Here is a 13,426-nt window from a genome sequence, read left to right as displayed (position 1 = left end):
AAGGAACTATAAACCATGATGGTTCTCTACTCCGGCACCACGTGCCCGTTCTCCCAGCGCTGCCGCCTGGTCCTGTTCGAAAAGGGCATGGACTTCGAAGTGCGCGACGTGGACCTGTTCAACAAGCCCGAGGACATCTCGACGATGAACCCGTACGGCCAGGTGCCGATCCTGGTCGAACGCGAGCTGATCCTGTACGAATCGAACATCATCAACGAGTACATCGACGAGCGCTTCCCGCATCCGCAGCTGATGCCGGCCGATCCGCTGATGCGCGCGCGTGCCCGCCTGATGCTGTTCAACTTCGAAAAAGAGCTGTTCGTGCACGTGAACACGCTCGAGAACGAGCGCAACAAGGTCGGCGACAAGAGCCACGACAAGGCGCGCGCGGAAATCCGCGACCGCCTGACTACGCTGGCCCCGCTGTTCCTGAAGAACAAGTACATGCTGGGCGACGAATTCTCGATGCTGGACGTCGCCATCGCCCCGCTGCTGTGGCGCCTGGACCACTACGGTATCGAGCTGTCGAAGACCGCCGCGCCGCTGATGAAGTATGCCGAACGCATCTTCTCGCGTCCTGCCTACATCGAAGCGCTGACGCCGTCCGAAAAGGTCATGCGCCGATAAAACGCCGTCCGTCGCCTCGGACACCGTTGCACGCCAGTTTTCGACGCCTCACGGCGAATCGGATTACACTGGCGTGTAACAACTTGATGCAATTTGATCCACAACATGCCAGATATCTCCACCAAGCCGTACCTGCTGCGCGCCATTTATGAATGGTGCACGGACAGCGGCTACACGCCTTACCTGGCGGTCAAGGTCGACGCCGCGACCACGGTTCCGATGGAATACGTGAAGAAGGGCGAGATCATCCTCAACATCAGCTACGGCGCCACCTCCGGGCTGAAGATGGACAACGACGCAATCACCTTCCGCGCGCGCTTCAACGGCGTCTCGCGCGAGCTGTACATCCCGGTGCAAAACGTGCTGGCGATCTACGCCAACGAAAACGGCCAGGGCATGGCCTTCGACGTCAGCACCACCGCCGCCGAGCTGGCCCCGCCTTCGCCCGAACCCGCGAGCGCCCCTGCTTCTTCGGCCGGCCTGTCGGCCGTGCCGGGCAAGACCTCCAGCGCACCTGCGTCCGACGTGTCGCATCTGCCCGACGGCGACAATGAGCCGCCGAAAAAAGGTGGCCGCCCGACGTTGACCAGGATCAAATAAGGGTATAATCCTGGCCACATTGCCGGCTTAGCTCATCAGGTAGAGCAGTTGATTTGTAATCATCAGGTGGCGGGTTCGAGTCCTGCAGCCGGCACCAAAGAATCAAGCACTTGGCCCAGCCTTCATGGTTGGGCTTTTTGCTTTCTGGAGACGAAAAAAAAGCCCGCAGGAGAGTGCGGGCAAGGAGAATAAGGCACGAGATAGTCTCCACATCGAAGACAAGCCAAGTGTAGCCCTTGCGTCGCTGCTAAAGTCTAACCAATAGTAACTTTACCAACATAAAAAGCGCTTTCAGTTTCCACGCACGGCATTACAGCAGCGCCAGCGCCGGCATCCCATGCTTGCCCAGCCAGGTCGTCTCGAAGCGCTGCTGCACCAGCCGCAGCGACACCGCATCCCCTCGCTGCCGGTACACCTCCATCAAGCCCCGCAGCGCCCAGCCATTACTTGGCGTACGCGCCAACGCCGACCGGAACACGGTCTCGGCCTCGTCAAGCTGGCCGGAGCGCAGCAGCGCCACGCCCAGCGACTGGCGGGTCGGGTAATACCAGTACGGCGGTTCCATGTAAGGCAGGCTGTCCTGCACGGCGACTGCTTCACGGTAGGCTGCCAGCGCCAGCGGCCGGTCGCCCTGTGCATCCGCCAGGCGGCCGGTGGCGACGTAGCGGGCGGTCCTGACGATGTCCTGGGCCGGCACGTTCCAGGCGGCGAAGGGTTTGAAGTCGGCCGTGCGCTCGATCGCGGCCAGCGCATCGATCTCCCGCCGGCTGTCCTCGACCATGCCCTTGCGCGCGTAGCCGACCGCGCGCGCGTAATACCACATCGCTCTGACCAGCACCAGATCCGGCCCCGGGTCCGGCAGCGATACCAGGGTGTCCGGGTCGCTGAACTGGACCTGCGAGAAATACGGCGCCGCCTTCACCGGTTGCAGCGACGGGAACTGCAGCACCAGTTCGTAGGGCAGCGCCTTGTCGAGCTTGGCGGCGGCGTCCAGCGCGGTCTTGCCGTCGCCGCCCATCAGCGCCGACACCATCACGAAGTGGATGTTGTGCGGGTAGTAGGCGCCCTTGTAGACCGGATCGCTGTGCGAGCGGCTGAAGTAGCGTTCGTCGGTGGCGACGGCGTCGATGTTGGCCGCCAGCGATTCCCTGTACATGCCGAGCCGGTAATAGATATGCGATGGCATGTGGACGATGTGGCCGGCGCCGGGAATCTGCTTCGCCAGCAGGCGCGCGTAAGGCAAGGCCCGCTCGGGATTCGAGGATGCCTCCACCGCGTGGATGTAATAGTGTTCGGCGCCCGGATGATGGGGGTTGCGCGCCAGGACCGTCTCGAGGGCCGCGATCATCTCGGCGGTGCGGCCCTTCGGCTGGGTGCCGCCGGCCTGCCAGTAATCCCAGGGCGACAGGTCCATCAATGACTCGGCGTACAGGACCTGGATGGTGTCGTCGGCCGGATACGCGCGCGCCGCTTCCATCATCGCGTCGGCATAGGCCTTGTCGAGGTGGGAGCGGTCCTCGACCGGCGTGTCGGCATAGCGCTGGCCGACGGCGCGGATCAGGGCCTGCTCATGGGGGCTGGCGCGGCCGGCCAGCTGCAGGGCCTTCTGGGCCGCCGCACGGGCCGGCGCGACCGCTTCCGGAAACATCGGCGCGTTGATGTTCGGGCCGAGCGCCAGCGCTTCTCCCCAGTAGCACATCGCGCAGTCCGGGTCGATGCGCGCGGCGGCGCGGAAGGCGCGCACGGCCTCGGCGTGGTTGAAGGCGAAGGTCAGGCGCATGCCCTGGTCGAAATAGGCCTGCGCTTGCGGACTCCCGGTCGTGATCGGCACGTGCAGCTTGCCAAGGTTCTTGTACAGCGGCGGCGCCGAGCTGTCACCCGCGCCCGGTAGCTGCTGGCCAGGCCGGAAGGGACGGGTCTCGGTGGGAAATTGTTGCTGGGCCTGCAGCAGGCTGACCAGCAGCACGGGACGCCCGGGCTGGGCCGCCGTGCAGCTCGCGCCCCTGGCCAACAGGGGATCGAAGGCGACACGCTCCCGCCTGGCTGCGGACGGGGAATAGGCCAGTAGCGAAACGAGCCCGGCGCTCAGCAGGGACAGCAGGATTCGATGGTGTCGCATGGTGCCCTCCTCTCACCAACGTAGGCGATAAGAGAGGGCTTGGCAAGATCAACGCTGATGCACGGTGCAGGCATCGACCCCGTCGTGCTTGCCGAACTCGAAGCGCACCGGCAGGAACAGTTCGATCACCTCGGCATTGGTGCGCGCATGCATCGACACCTCGTCCACCGTAAAGCCGCCGCCGCGCGCCAGCGCCAGCGGCAGCATCAGCTGGTCGCCCAGGTATTCCGCGACCGCGGCCCGGGTCGTCAGGAACTGGCGGGCGCGCTGCACCACGTGGCGGGCGACGTTCTCGGCCGAGACCGATTTCTCGCCGAAGGCCGTGAATACTTCGGTCGTGTGTTCGTACTCCAGGGTCAGCATCAGGGCGTTGCCGGGACCCTGCTCGTCCGGCAGGCGGCGCGCCAGCAGCTGCTCCTCGCCCCAGTTCATGGCCTTGCCGACGCACTCCAGCTCGCGCTGCGCGACCCTCGCCGGGATGCCGGCGATGAAGCACTCGGCATAGGCCACCTTGCGCTCGCCGCGCTCCATCCAGCTGCGCGGCCGCAATTGCGCGCATGGAGCGACGCTGGCCACGACTTCGCCGCCGCCGGCCGGATAAAAGCCGAAGCGTTCCAGCTTCACGTCGATCTCCGCGCCCATCCCGGCCAGCAGGCGGCAGTAGGCGCGCTGCAGGAACTGCACCGGCGGCGCCATCGGATTGTGCGTGCCGCCGGACAGGCGCAGGGTCGACGGCCGGTCCGCCGTGAGCAGCGCCGGCAACACCGTCTGCAGCACCAGGGTACAGCTGCCGGCGGTGCCGATCGCGAAGCGGTAGTCGCCGCCCTGGACTTTGCCGGGGATGAATTCCAGCTCCTGGCTGCCGACCGCCGCGCCGGTCACCCGGGCGCCGCAGATCTGGCTTGCCGCCTGCACCGCCACCAGGTGCTGGCGCATCAGGCCAGGCTTGGCGCGCCGCGCACGGATCTGGCGGATGCGGAATGGCCGGCCGGTGATCATCGCCAGCGTCAGCGCGCTGCGCAGGATCTGGCCGCCGCCCTCGCCGGCCGATCCATCCAGTTCGATCATGTTCATCCTTTCACGCACACGATCTGCTTGAGCGTATGCACCACTTCGACCAGGTCGCTCTGCGCCTGCATGACGGCATCGATGTCCTTGTAGGCCATCGGGATCTCGTCGATCACGCCGGCGTCCTTGCGGCATTCGACGCCTTCGGTCGCCTTGACCTGGTCGTCGACCGAATAACGGCGCTTGGCTTCGGTGCGGCTCATGGTGCGGCCGGCGCCATGGCTGCAGCTGTGGAAGCTTTCGGGGTTGCCCTTGCCGCGCACGATATAGCTCTTCGCGCCCATCGACCCCGGGATGATGCCGAGTTCACCCGCACGCGCCGATACCGCGCCCTTGCGCGTGACCAGCACGTCCTTGCCGAAGTGATGCTCCTTCTGCACGTAGTTGTGGTGGCAGTTCACCGCTTCCACATGCGTCTCGAACGGTTTCGTGATCACCGAGCGCACCGCCGCGATCAGGTTCTGCATCATCACTTCGCGGTTCATGCGCGCGAACTTCTGGGCCCAGCCGACCGCCTGCACGTAGTCGTCGTAGTGCTCCGTTCCTTCCTGCAGGTAGGCCAGGTCCTGGTCCGGCAGGTTCGCGAAGTGGGTGCGCATGTCCTGCCTGGCCAGTTCGATGAAGTGCGTGCCGATCGCGTTGCCGACGCCGCGCGAGCCGGAATGCAGCATGAACCACACGGAGCCCTGTTCGTCGAGGCAGATCTCGATGAAGTGGTTGCCGGTTCCCAGCGTCCCCAGGTGCTTGTAGTTGTTCGTGTTCTTCAGCCGCGGCGTCTTCTGGCAGATGACGTCGAATTCGTCCTTCAGCGCCATCCAGGCGGTGTCGACGGCCTGCGGCGGCGTTTCCCACGATCCCTTGTCGCGGCCTTTGAAACCGCGCGTCTTGGGCGACATCCCGTGCGGCACCGAACGTTCGATCGCGCTGCGCAGCGGGCCGAGGTTGTCCGGCAGGTCGTTCGCACTCAAGGTCGTCTTGGCGGCCATCATGCCGCAGCCGATGTCGACGCCCACCGCGGCCGGGATCACCGCACCCAGGGTCGGGATCACGCTGCCGATGGTCGAGCCCTTGCCGACGTGGACGTCGGGCATCGCGGCCATGTGCTTGTAGATGAAGGGCATGCGCGCGGTGTTCGCCAGCTGGCGCTTCGCATCCTCTTCGACCGGCACGCCGCGGGTCCACATCTTGACCGGACTGCCGCCCGCCACTTCCAGGACATCGTAGTGTTCGTTTTTCATTGTTCTCTCCTAATTCTGCACCAGGGTCGACAGGACATTCTGCCAGACGCGCTGCGCCTGCCATGCGGGAACAGCGCCGGACTCCGGGAATACTTTCACCTGGGCCGCCATGCCCTGCACATCGACGCGCAGCGATACCGCCTGCACCCCTGCCGCCCTTCCCTTTGCGCCGGCCTTGCCGACGCTGATGATCCAGCCCATTTCCGCCTCCTGTGTCGTCGTTTTGTGCCTTTCTATTTGCAAGCGGCGTGCCAGGCATGGCCATCCGGGCTTGTTGGATAGGCAAGCGATTGATTCATAAGGACATTGTGATCGACAAGGAGCAGATGGCAAAAGAGCTATTCCAAACAGAAATATGTTAGATTTATATTTATAGATAAGATTTTATACGATGAAAAACAAGAAAACCGTCGTCATCGGCTTCGTCGGCACCCAGCTCGACAGCGGCAAGGGTAGCGCCCGCTGGGAAAAATGGCGGCCGACGGTCGCCCTGACCCAGCACGAAGACGTGGTGGTGGACCGCATCGAACTGCTGTTCAACGGGAGCATGCATGCCCTGGTCGACGTGGTCAGCCAGGACATCGGCGCGGTCTCGCCCGAGACGGTGGTGGTGCCGCACCATATCGGGATCGACGACCCCTGGGACTTCGAGCAGGTCTATGGCGCGCTGTTCGACTTTGCGAAGGCCTACCCCTTCGATCCGGACAACGAGGAATACTGGATCCACATCACGACCGGCACCCACGTCGTGCAGATCTGCCTGTTCCTGATGACGGAGGCGAATTACTTTCCCGGCCGCCTGCTCCAGACCTCGCCGCCGCGGCGCCATGCGCCGGGAGAGCCGGGTAGCTACGCGCTGATCGACCTCGACCTGTCGAAGTACGACCAGATCGCGCAGCGCTTCTCGCGCGAACAGCAGGAAGGGGTGGCGTTCCTGAAGTCCGGCATCGCCACCCGCAATGGCCGCTTCAACGCGATGATCGAGGAGATCGAGCGGGTGGCGATCAAGTCGAAGGCGCCGATGCTGCTGATGGGGCCGACCGGCGCCGGCAAATCCTTCCTGGCGCGTCGCCTGTACGAGCTCAAGAAGGCGCGCCGCCAGGTCGACGGCAGCTTCGTCGAGATCAACTGCGCGACCCTGCACGGCGATGGCGCCGGCTCCACCCTGTTCGGCCACATCAAGGGCGCCTTCACGGGCGCCGCATCGGATCGGGCCGGACTGCTGCGCACCGCGAACAAGGGCGTGCTCTTCCTCGACGAGATCGGCGAGCTGGGCCTGGACGAGCAGGCGATGCTGCTCAAGGCGATCGAGGAAAAGCGTTTCCTGCCGGTCGGCGGCGACCATGAGGTGCACAGCGACTTCCAGCTGATCGCCGGGACCAACCGCGACCTGTCCCGCGAAGTCGGGCGCGGGCGCTTCCGCGACGACCTGTTCGCCCGCATCAACCTGTGGACCTATGAACTGCCCGGGCTGGCCGACCGTCTCGAAGACATCGAGCCGAACATCGATTTCCTGCTGCGCGAATTCGGCGCCGAGCACGGCCAGATGGTGCGCTTCAACAAGGAGGCGCGCGACCGCTACATGCGCTTCGCGATGTCGGATGCGGCGCGCTGGACCGGCAACTTCCGCGACCTGTCGGCCTCCGTCGTGCGCATGGCCACGCTGGCCGAGGCGGGACGGATCACCAACGAGATCGTCGAGGCCGAATGCCAGCGCCTGAAGCGCTTCTGGCAACCCTTCCGCGAGCCGGATGGCGCCATGGCGGACGCCGACCTCGAGGACCTGCTCGGCGCGGCTACAGTGGCGGGGCTGGACCGGTTCGATGCGCTGCAGCTGCAGGCGGTCGTCAAGGTATGCCGGCAGTCGAAGTCGCTGTCGGATGCGGGCCGCAAGCTGTTCGCGGTCTCGCGCAATGCGAAGCGCCAGCCGAACGACGCCGACCGCCTGAAGAAATACCTGGCGCGTTTCGACCTGTCCTGGGATGCGCTGCAGGCTTAGGAATTCTGCGCTTCATACCGCCGATGCTGCAGTCTGTCGCAATCCGCCATTTCTCCAGGACGCACAGGCCTATAGTGCATCCATCAGCCAACTTCTGGAGAACAAGTCATGAACAAACTGCTCAGCACCGCATTCCTGGCCACCGCTTTCTCGATGGGGGCGCATGCCGCCTGGGCGGACGACATCGTGCGTGAAAACCGTCCGGTCGATGCCAAGGTGTCGAAGATCCACCTGGGCGGCGTGATCCGCCTGAACGTGCGCCAGGGGCCGACGCCATCGCTGGTAGTGTCGGGCGACCGCCGCTACGTCTCGAAGATCACGACGAGCCAGCGCGGCGACACGCTCACGATCGATACCGAAAGCAATAACAACATGCACTTCGGGAACAACAAGGGCAATGAACTGCGTGCCGACCTGACGGTGCCGAACCTGCAGGAGTTCGTTTCCGAAGGCGTGGGTTCGAGCGAGGTGTCGGGCTTCAGCGGCGACAAGCTGGTGGTGTCGCTGGATGGCGCGGGCGCCGTGAAGGTCAGCGGCCAGTACCGAGACATCGATGCCCACCTGGGCGGCGTCGGCGGCCTTACCCTCAACACGACCGGCCAGGCGGATCGCATCGAGCTGAAACTGGGCGGCGCGGGCCACATCAGCGTGAGCGGCCAGACCAAGGTGCTGCGTGCCCATCTGGGCGGCGTGGGCAGCCTCGACGCGCAGCAATTGCGCGCCGATACGGTCGACCTGGACATGTCGGGCCTGGGCGGCGCCAGCGTCTTCGCCAGAACCGCGGCCAACGTCAATCTGAACGGCATGGGTTCGGCCACCGTCTACGGCAAGCCGGCGACGCGCAACGCGACCACGAATGGATTCGGGAAGGTGAGCTGGCAGTAAGCATTCCACATCCGGCACGGGTTGCGCCGTGCCGGACGCCTTGCCGGCAGGCTTAGCGGATCACCGTGTCGTTCTTCACGGATTTCACACCCTTCACGCCACGCGCCAGTTCGACGGCGCGCTGGGCGCTTTCGCGCGAATCGACGAAGCCGCTCAGCTGGACCGTACCCTTGAACGTTTCCACCTGAACCTGGGTCGCCTTGACGGTCGGGTCGGCGGCAAAGGCAGCCTTCACCTTGCCGGTGATCACCGAGTCATCGATGTATTCACCGGTGCCTTCACGGGTGGGAGTCGGAGCGCAGGCAACCACCGACACCAGCAGGGTGCCAGCGATGAGGGATTGGGCAATAGCGGACTGGAAACGACGAGTAAGAGCCATGACAGTTCTCCCGATGAATTGAGATTTTTATTATTCCCAATTTCGGCGTAGCCTGTCGCCCGATACTGTTGTGAAAACGGCACTGTACGACTCAAGGGGCGCCGGCTCCGCTCGCATGGGCTGCCGGCAGCGCGTTTGCACGGCTGGCAATCAACTGGGCCGACAGGTCGCGGCCGATCACCAGCCGCACGTTCGCGCGTCCAGTCATCCTGACCTCGACCGGCCTGCCGCCGAAGCGTTCCGCCAGCCGCTCGGCCACGCCGCGGAAGGCCGGCTGGTACTCGATGCGGGTCTGGCGCACCGTGAATCCCTTCTCGTTGGTCAGCCGCACGACTTTCACGGCCGGGTCGCGCAGCTGGCGCGACATCATCCGCGCCAGGCCCTGGCGCCCATTGCCATTGCAGATCTCGAGCGCGGCCACGATGGACGGATCCTTGTCCTGCTTCGGCGGCGCCGGCACGGGCGGAGCGGCCGGCGGGACTACCGCAGCCGGCGCCGCGCTGCGGACCGGTGTCACGCGGCGCAGTTCGAGCACGCCGTTCGGGTTGCCGACGACTTCGACGAAAGCCCAGTCCTTATCGGGACGCCCGGTCGTCTTCAGCGCCTTTTCGATCGCCGGCAGCCTGGCGCCGCCGTCCGCGGCGGCGTAGTCGGCGCGGAAGTCGTGCTCGCGCAGGGCGCTGGCCTGGCGCAGCATCTGCGCTGCGCGCTCATCCTGGCCGAGCTGCTGCAGGGTCTCGCCAAGGCTCTGCCAGGTGCGGTGGTTCAGCGGATCGAGCAGGCAGGCCTTCTCCAGCGCGACCAGGGCCTCGTCGTATTGGCCGTTGAGGAAATAGGCGTGGCCGAGGTTCCCGAACAGGAAGGAGGCGCCGATCCCGGATGACATCGTGGCGTCGCGGGTCAGCTCGCGCCAGATCGGAATCGCCCTGGTGAAGTCGCGCTGCTCGGCGTAGGCGATCGCCAGGCCGTTACGCGCGTTCACGTGGCCGCCGTCCGCCCGCAGCGCTGCCTGGTAGGCCGCGATCGCCTCGTCGTAACGGCGCGCCAGGTGGTAGTTGCGGCCGCGGACGTAATTGTCGTCGGCGGCCGCGACCGCCGCGCGCGTCGGATCGGCATGCACGGCCATGCTGCTGCATGCCGCCAGCATCGCGCCGCTGCACAACAGGGGCAAGGTCTGGATCAGGATTCGGGTACGCATGACAACCTCCGCGGAAAATCAGTGAGCGCCGGTCAGGACCGTGCCGAAGATGCGCATGATCTTGATTGCGGCCGGGCCGAGCAGCACCATCAGCAAGGTCGGAAAGATGCAGAAGATCAGCGGGAAGAGCAGCTTCAGACCGATCTTGGCTGCGGCCTCTTCGGCGATCACGCGGCGCTTGCCGCGCAGGTTCTCCGAATACACGCGCAAGGCGTCGCCGATACTGGTGCCGAAGCGCTCGGACTGGATCAGCATCGCCACCAGCGCGTCGATGTCGTCGACGCCGATACGCAGCGAAAAATTGCGCAGCGCCTTTTCCTTGCTGAAGCCCGCACGCATCTCCATCAACACCAGTTGCAGCTCCTGGGCCAGGACCACGCTTTTGATATGGATTTCGCTCGCCACCTTGACCAGTGCGCGCTCCAGGCTCAAGCCGGCTTCGACGCACACGGTGAGCAGGTCGAGGGCATCGGGAATGGTTTCGAAGATCTCGCGCTTGCGGCGCTGGGCGATACGGGCCAGCACCACGTTCGGCAGGTAATAACCGCCCGACGCCGTGAGCAGGAGCAGGAACAGCACCCTGGTGCCGCTGTGAGCCACAGGCAGGAGGGCAAGCACGATGCCGGCCAGCGCGGGAAACGCCAGCGCGAGCACGCTTTTCGACGCGAAATAGAGCGCCGGAGCCGCCGGGTTGCGCCAGCCGGCATTCATGAAGCGCGTGCGCAGCGCCGACTTTTCCCACCCTTCGTCCGGTACCGACAGCTTGGTCAGCGGGCGCGCAGCCTTCGCCATGCGGTCGAGCCAGCCCCCGTCCGGCTTGCCGTCTTCGGCATGGCCCAGGAAGTGCGCCAGGCGCGCGCGCAACGCCGCCGGCGCGAACAGGAGCATTCCCAGCCAGGCCAGCATGCAGACGATCGCGAAGACGATCAGCAGGAACAGCAATTGCGGGGTAGTCATCGACGGCTCCTCAGATACGAATGCGGATCACCTTGCGCAGCCAGAACACCCCGACGATGATCATGACCAGTCCGTACCAGGACAGCTGGATGGCGGTCGGGTCGGTCCACATAAACTTGATGTACTCGGGATTCAGCAGCACCATCGCGCCACCCACCACGAACGGGAGCAATCCCAGGATCCAGGCCGACATCCGTCCCTCGGCCGACAGCACGCGCACCTGGGCTGCCAGTTTCAGGCGTCCACGGATGATGTGGCTGATGTTGCCGAGGATCTCAGCCAGGTTGCCGCCGGTCTCGCGCTGGATCAGGACGGCGATGATCAGGTAACGCAGATCGGTCAGCGGAATACGTGCGGCCATGTTGTGCAGCGCCTCGCTCATCGGGACGCCGTAGTTGATTTCTTCGCGGGCGATGCGGAATTCGCCGCTGAGCGGCTCCGACAGTTCGTTGCCGACGATTTGCAGCACGTTGGTAAACGAATGGCCGGCGCGCAGCGCGCGTGCGATGAAATCGGCCGCTTCGGGCAACTGTTCCTCGATGTGCACCAGCCTTCGCGCCCGTGCGCGGCGCACCAGCGCCAGGGGAAGCAGCGCGAACACGAGCGACACCCCGGCACGCAGCGGCGCCGGCCAGTGCAGTCCAAGGAAGATGCCGGCCAACAGCGCCACGCCGGTCCATATCAGGAAATACTCGACCGTCCACTTGGTCCCGGACTGGATCAGCAGCTGGTCGAGGCGGTGGACGAGCGCGGCCCGGCGCAGCAGGCGGTCCGCCACGTCGTGACGGCTGAAGCGGCGCTGCTTGAGGATCGAGATGCGCTCGCTCGAACGGCCGGGGGCGCCCGACATCAGTTGCAGGCGGCGCGCCACGCGCTGGGCCGCGGCGCCATGCGAACTGACCCACCACAGATACAGCCCTTCGATCGCGAGGATCACGGCGGCGAACAGGAAGACGACAAAACCGTAGAAAAGGATGTCCATGCAAGGCTCCGCAGCGGCACGGCGATCAGGTGAAGATGCGGTCCGGATCGAAGGTGTCTTCGGGCACCGATGCGCCGAAGGTCTTGAGGCGCTCGGCGAAGCGCGGCCGAACGCCGGTGGCGCAGAAATGACCCTGCACCTTGCCTTCGGCATCGATGCCGGTCTGTTCGAAGCGGAAGATCTCCTGCATCGAGATGATGTCGCCTTCCATGCCCGTGACTTCCTGGATGCTCACCACTTTACGGGTGCCGTCGGTCAGGCGCGAGGCCTGCAGGATCACGGTGATGGCCGAGCAGATCTGCTGGCGGATCGCGCGCGGAGTCAGGTTGACGCCGGCCATGCTGACCATGTTCTCCAAGCGCGACAGCGCGTCGCGCGGCGTGTTCGCGTGGATCGTCGCCAGCGATCCTTCGTGGCCGGTGTTCATCGCCTGCAGCATGTCGAGCGCTTCCGGCCCGCGCACCTCGCCCAGGATGATGCGGTCGGGGCGCATCCGCAGCGAGTTGCGCACCAGGGCGCGCTGCGTCACCTCGGCCTTTCCTTCGATGTTGGGCGGGCGCGTCTCGAGCCGCACCACGTGCGGCTGGCGCAGCTGCAGCTCGGCCGCATCCTCGATGGTGACGATGCGTTCGTTGGCCGGAATGAAACCGGAAATCAGGTTGAGCAGCGTGGTCTTGCCGCTGCCGGTACCGCCCGAGATCAGGATGTTGACCTTGGCCAGTCCCAGGCTTTCCAGCACCTTGATCATCGGCGGCGTGATGCTCTTGAAGTCGAGCAGGTTCTGCACCGTCAAGGGCGAGGCGCCGAAGCGCCGGATCGACACCAGCGGGCCGTCGACCGCGAGCGGCGGAATGATCGCGTTCACGCGCGAACCGTCCGGCAGGCGTGCATCGACCATCGGGCTCGACTCGTCGACGCGGCGGCCGACGCGCGAGACGATCTTCTCGATGATCTTCATCAGGTGCGCGTTGTCGTGGAAGGTCACGTCGGTCAGTTCCAGGCGCCCGCGCCGCTCGACGTACACCTGGCTGTGCGTGTTGACCAGGATGTCCGAGATGGTCGGGTCGTTCAGCAGCGGCTCGAGAGGACCGAAACCGAGCATCTCGTGCTGGATGTCGAGCACCAGGTGATGCCGCTCCTGCTGGTTCAGCACGATGCGCTCTTCCTCGATGATGCGCTGGACCAGCAGCGCCAGCTCGTGCTTGAACTGTTCGGTGGTCAGGCGCTTCAGGCGCTCCAGGTCGATCCGGTCGAGGATCATCTGGTGCATCGTCTTCTTCAGCTCCTGGTAGGCCTGTTGCGCCACCTCCGGCAAGGCCGGGTGATGGCGATCCTCGTCGGTTCCGGACAAACGCTCGCGCAGGGACATGGGAT

13 protein-coding genes and 1 tRNA gene are annotated in these 13,426 nt (G+C 65.1%); 5 read left to right on the top strand and 9 right to left on the bottom strand.

The genetic code is table 11. From position 1 onward, the window contains the following. The first annotated feature begins 15 nt into the window (after positions 1 to 15). From AC3A6M_RS09850 to AC3A6M_RS09840, 3 genes are all read left to right on the top strand, one after another. On the top strand, positions 16 to 627 hold the full coding sequence (locus tag AC3A6M_RS09850) for a glutathione S-transferase N-terminal domain-containing protein (RefSeq protein ID WP_036231132.1): 612 nt from the start codon (positions 16 to 18) through the stop codon (positions 625 to 627). Positions 628 to 732: 105 nt separating this feature from the next. Next, positions 733 to 1,227, top strand: coding sequence for a ClpXP protease specificity-enhancing factor (locus tag AC3A6M_RS09845; RefSeq protein ID WP_487852540.1), 495 nt, complete (start codon positions 733 to 735; stop codon positions 1,225 to 1,227). A 21-nt stretch (positions 1,228 to 1,248) separates the two neighbouring features. Next, positions 1,249 to 1,324, top strand: a tRNA-Thr gene (locus AC3A6M_RS09840). 213 nt (positions 1,325 to 1,537) lie between these two features. On the opposite strand, the gene AC3A6M_RS09835 is transcribed toward AC3A6M_RS09840, so the two are convergent. From AC3A6M_RS09835 to AC3A6M_RS09820, 4 genes are read right to left on the bottom strand one after another with little or no spacing between them, the layout of a single operon-like run. Then, positions 1,538 to 3,346, bottom strand: coding sequence for a tetratricopeptide repeat protein (locus tag AC3A6M_RS09835; RefSeq protein WP_487852539.1), 1,809 nt, complete (start codon positions 3,344 to 3,346; stop codon positions 1,538 to 1,540). Between the two features lie 48 nt (positions 3,347 to 3,394). Then, positions 3,395 to 4,414, bottom strand: a complete 1,020-nt coding sequence (gene rtcA / locus AC3A6M_RS09830) for an RNA 3'-terminal phosphate cyclase (RefSeq protein ID WP_487852538.1) — start codon at positions 4,412 to 4,414, stop codon at positions 3,395 to 3,397. Between the two features lie 2 nt (positions 4,415 to 4,416). Continuing rightward, on the bottom strand, positions 4,417 to 5,652 hold the full coding sequence (locus tag AC3A6M_RS09825; protein ID WP_487852537.1) for an RtcB family protein: 1,236 nt from the start codon (positions 5,650 to 5,652) through the stop codon (positions 4,417 to 4,419). A 9-nt stretch (positions 5,653 to 5,661) separates the two neighbouring features. Further along, a complete protein-coding gene (locus AC3A6M_RS09820; protein WP_487852536.1) occupies positions 5,662 to 5,853 on the bottom strand; it encodes a hypothetical protein in 192 nt (63 codons plus the stop codon). Between the two features lie 190 nt (positions 5,854 to 6,043). Here AC3A6M_RS09820 and rtcR point away from each other — a divergent pair, with 190 nt between their 5' ends. Together rtcR and AC3A6M_RS09810 are read left to right on the top strand one after the other, a co-directional pair. Next, on the top strand, positions 6,044 to 7,651 hold the full coding sequence (gene rtcR / locus AC3A6M_RS09815; RefSeq protein ID WP_487852535.1) for an RNA repair transcriptional activator RtcR: 1,608 nt from the start codon (positions 6,044 to 6,046) through the stop codon (positions 7,649 to 7,651). A gap of 108 nt (positions 7,652 to 7,759) precedes the next feature. Continuing rightward, complete coding sequence (locus AC3A6M_RS09810; RefSeq protein ID WP_487852534.1) at positions 7,760 to 8,536, top strand: head GIN domain-containing protein; 777 nt, start codon at positions 7,760 to 7,762, stop codon at positions 8,534 to 8,536. Positions 8,537 to 8,588: 52 nt separating this feature from the next. On the opposite strand, the gene AC3A6M_RS09805 is transcribed toward AC3A6M_RS09810, so the two are convergent. From AC3A6M_RS09805 to AC3A6M_RS09785, 5 genes are all read right to left on the bottom strand, one after another. After that, positions 8,589 to 8,915 carry a BON domain-containing protein gene (locus tag AC3A6M_RS09805; protein ID WP_487852533.1) on the bottom strand — a complete coding sequence of 109 codons (327 nt, stop codon included), beginning with the start codon at positions 8,913 to 8,915 and terminating at the stop codon, positions 8,589 to 8,591. Between the two features lie 91 nt (positions 8,916 to 9,006). Next, positions 9,007 to 10,113, bottom strand: a complete 1,107-nt coding sequence (locus AC3A6M_RS09800) for a LytR C-terminal domain-containing protein (RefSeq protein ID WP_487852532.1) — start codon at positions 10,111 to 10,113, stop codon at positions 9,007 to 9,009. An 18-nt stretch (positions 10,114 to 10,131) separates the two neighbouring features. Continuing rightward, complete coding sequence (locus AC3A6M_RS09795) at positions 10,132 to 11,070, bottom strand: type II secretion system F family protein (protein ID WP_487852531.1); 939 nt, start codon at positions 11,068 to 11,070, stop codon at positions 10,132 to 10,134. Positions 11,071 to 11,080: 10 nt separating this feature from the next. Further along, complete coding sequence (locus AC3A6M_RS09790; RefSeq protein ID WP_487852530.1) at positions 11,081 to 12,052, bottom strand: type II secretion system F family protein; 972 nt, start codon at positions 12,050 to 12,052, stop codon at positions 11,081 to 11,083. A gap of 25 nt (positions 12,053 to 12,077) precedes the next feature. Next, complete coding sequence (locus AC3A6M_RS09785) at positions 12,078 to 13,421, bottom strand: TadA family conjugal transfer-associated ATPase (RefSeq protein WP_487852529.1); 1,344 nt, start codon at positions 13,419 to 13,421, stop codon at positions 12,078 to 12,080. Between the last annotated feature and the right edge of the window lie 5 nt (positions 13,422 to 13,426).

This window comes from Telluria sp. Soil_C_11 (assembly GCF_057657395.1).
Note: the sequence above shows the minus strand (reverse complement) of the source record. Positions and strands in the feature narration are given on the sequence as shown.

Bases quoted from the DNA above. Each gene is read 5' to 3' on its own strand.
- rtcA (WP_487852538.1), bottom strand. From the start codon at position 4,414: ATGATCGAACTGGATGGATCGGCCGGCGAGGGCGGCGGCCAGATCCTG.
- AC3A6M_RS09800 (WP_487852532.1), bottom strand. From the start codon at position 10,113: ATGCGTACCCGAATCCTGATCCAGACCTTGCCCCTGTTGTGCAGCGGC.
- AC3A6M_RS09790 (WP_487852530.1), bottom strand. From the start codon at position 12,052: ATGGACATCCTTTTCTACGGTTTTGTCGTCTTCCTGTTCGCCGCCGTG.
- AC3A6M_RS09835 (WP_487852539.1), bottom strand. From the start codon at position 3,346: ATGCGACACCATCGAATCCTGCTGTCCCTGCTGAGCGCCGGGCTCGTT.
- AC3A6M_RS09820 (WP_487852536.1), bottom strand. From the start codon at position 5,853: ATGGGCTGGATCATCAGCGTCGGCAAGGCCGGCGCAAAGGGAAGGGCG.
- AC3A6M_RS09845 (WP_487852540.1), top strand. From the start codon at position 733: ATGCCAGATATCTCCACCAAGCCGTACCTGCTGCGCGCCATTTATGAA.
- AC3A6M_RS09785 (WP_487852529.1), bottom strand. From the start codon at position 13,421: ATGTCCCTGCGCGAGCGTTTGTCCGGAACCGACGAGGATCGCCATCAC.
- AC3A6M_RS09795 (WP_487852531.1), bottom strand. From the start codon at position 11,070: ATGACTACCCCGCAATTGCTGTTCCTGCTGATCGTCTTCGCGATCGTC.
- rtcR (WP_487852535.1), top strand. From the start codon at position 6,044: ATGAAAAACAAGAAAACCGTCGTCATCGGCTTCGTCGGCACCCAGCTC.
- AC3A6M_RS09850 (WP_036231132.1), top strand. From the start codon at position 16: ATGATGGTTCTCTACTCCGGCACCACGTGCCCGTTCTCCCAGCGCTGC.
- AC3A6M_RS09825 (WP_487852537.1), bottom strand. From the start codon at position 5,652: ATGAAAAACGAACACTACGATGTCCTGGAAGTGGCGGGCGGCAGTCCG.
- AC3A6M_RS09805 (WP_487852533.1), bottom strand. From the start codon at position 8,915: ATGGCTCTTACTCGTCGTTTCCAGTCCGCTATTGCCCAATCCCTCATC.
- AC3A6M_RS09810 (WP_487852534.1), top strand. From the start codon at position 7,760: ATGAACAAACTGCTCAGCACCGCATTCCTGGCCACCGCTTTCTCGATG.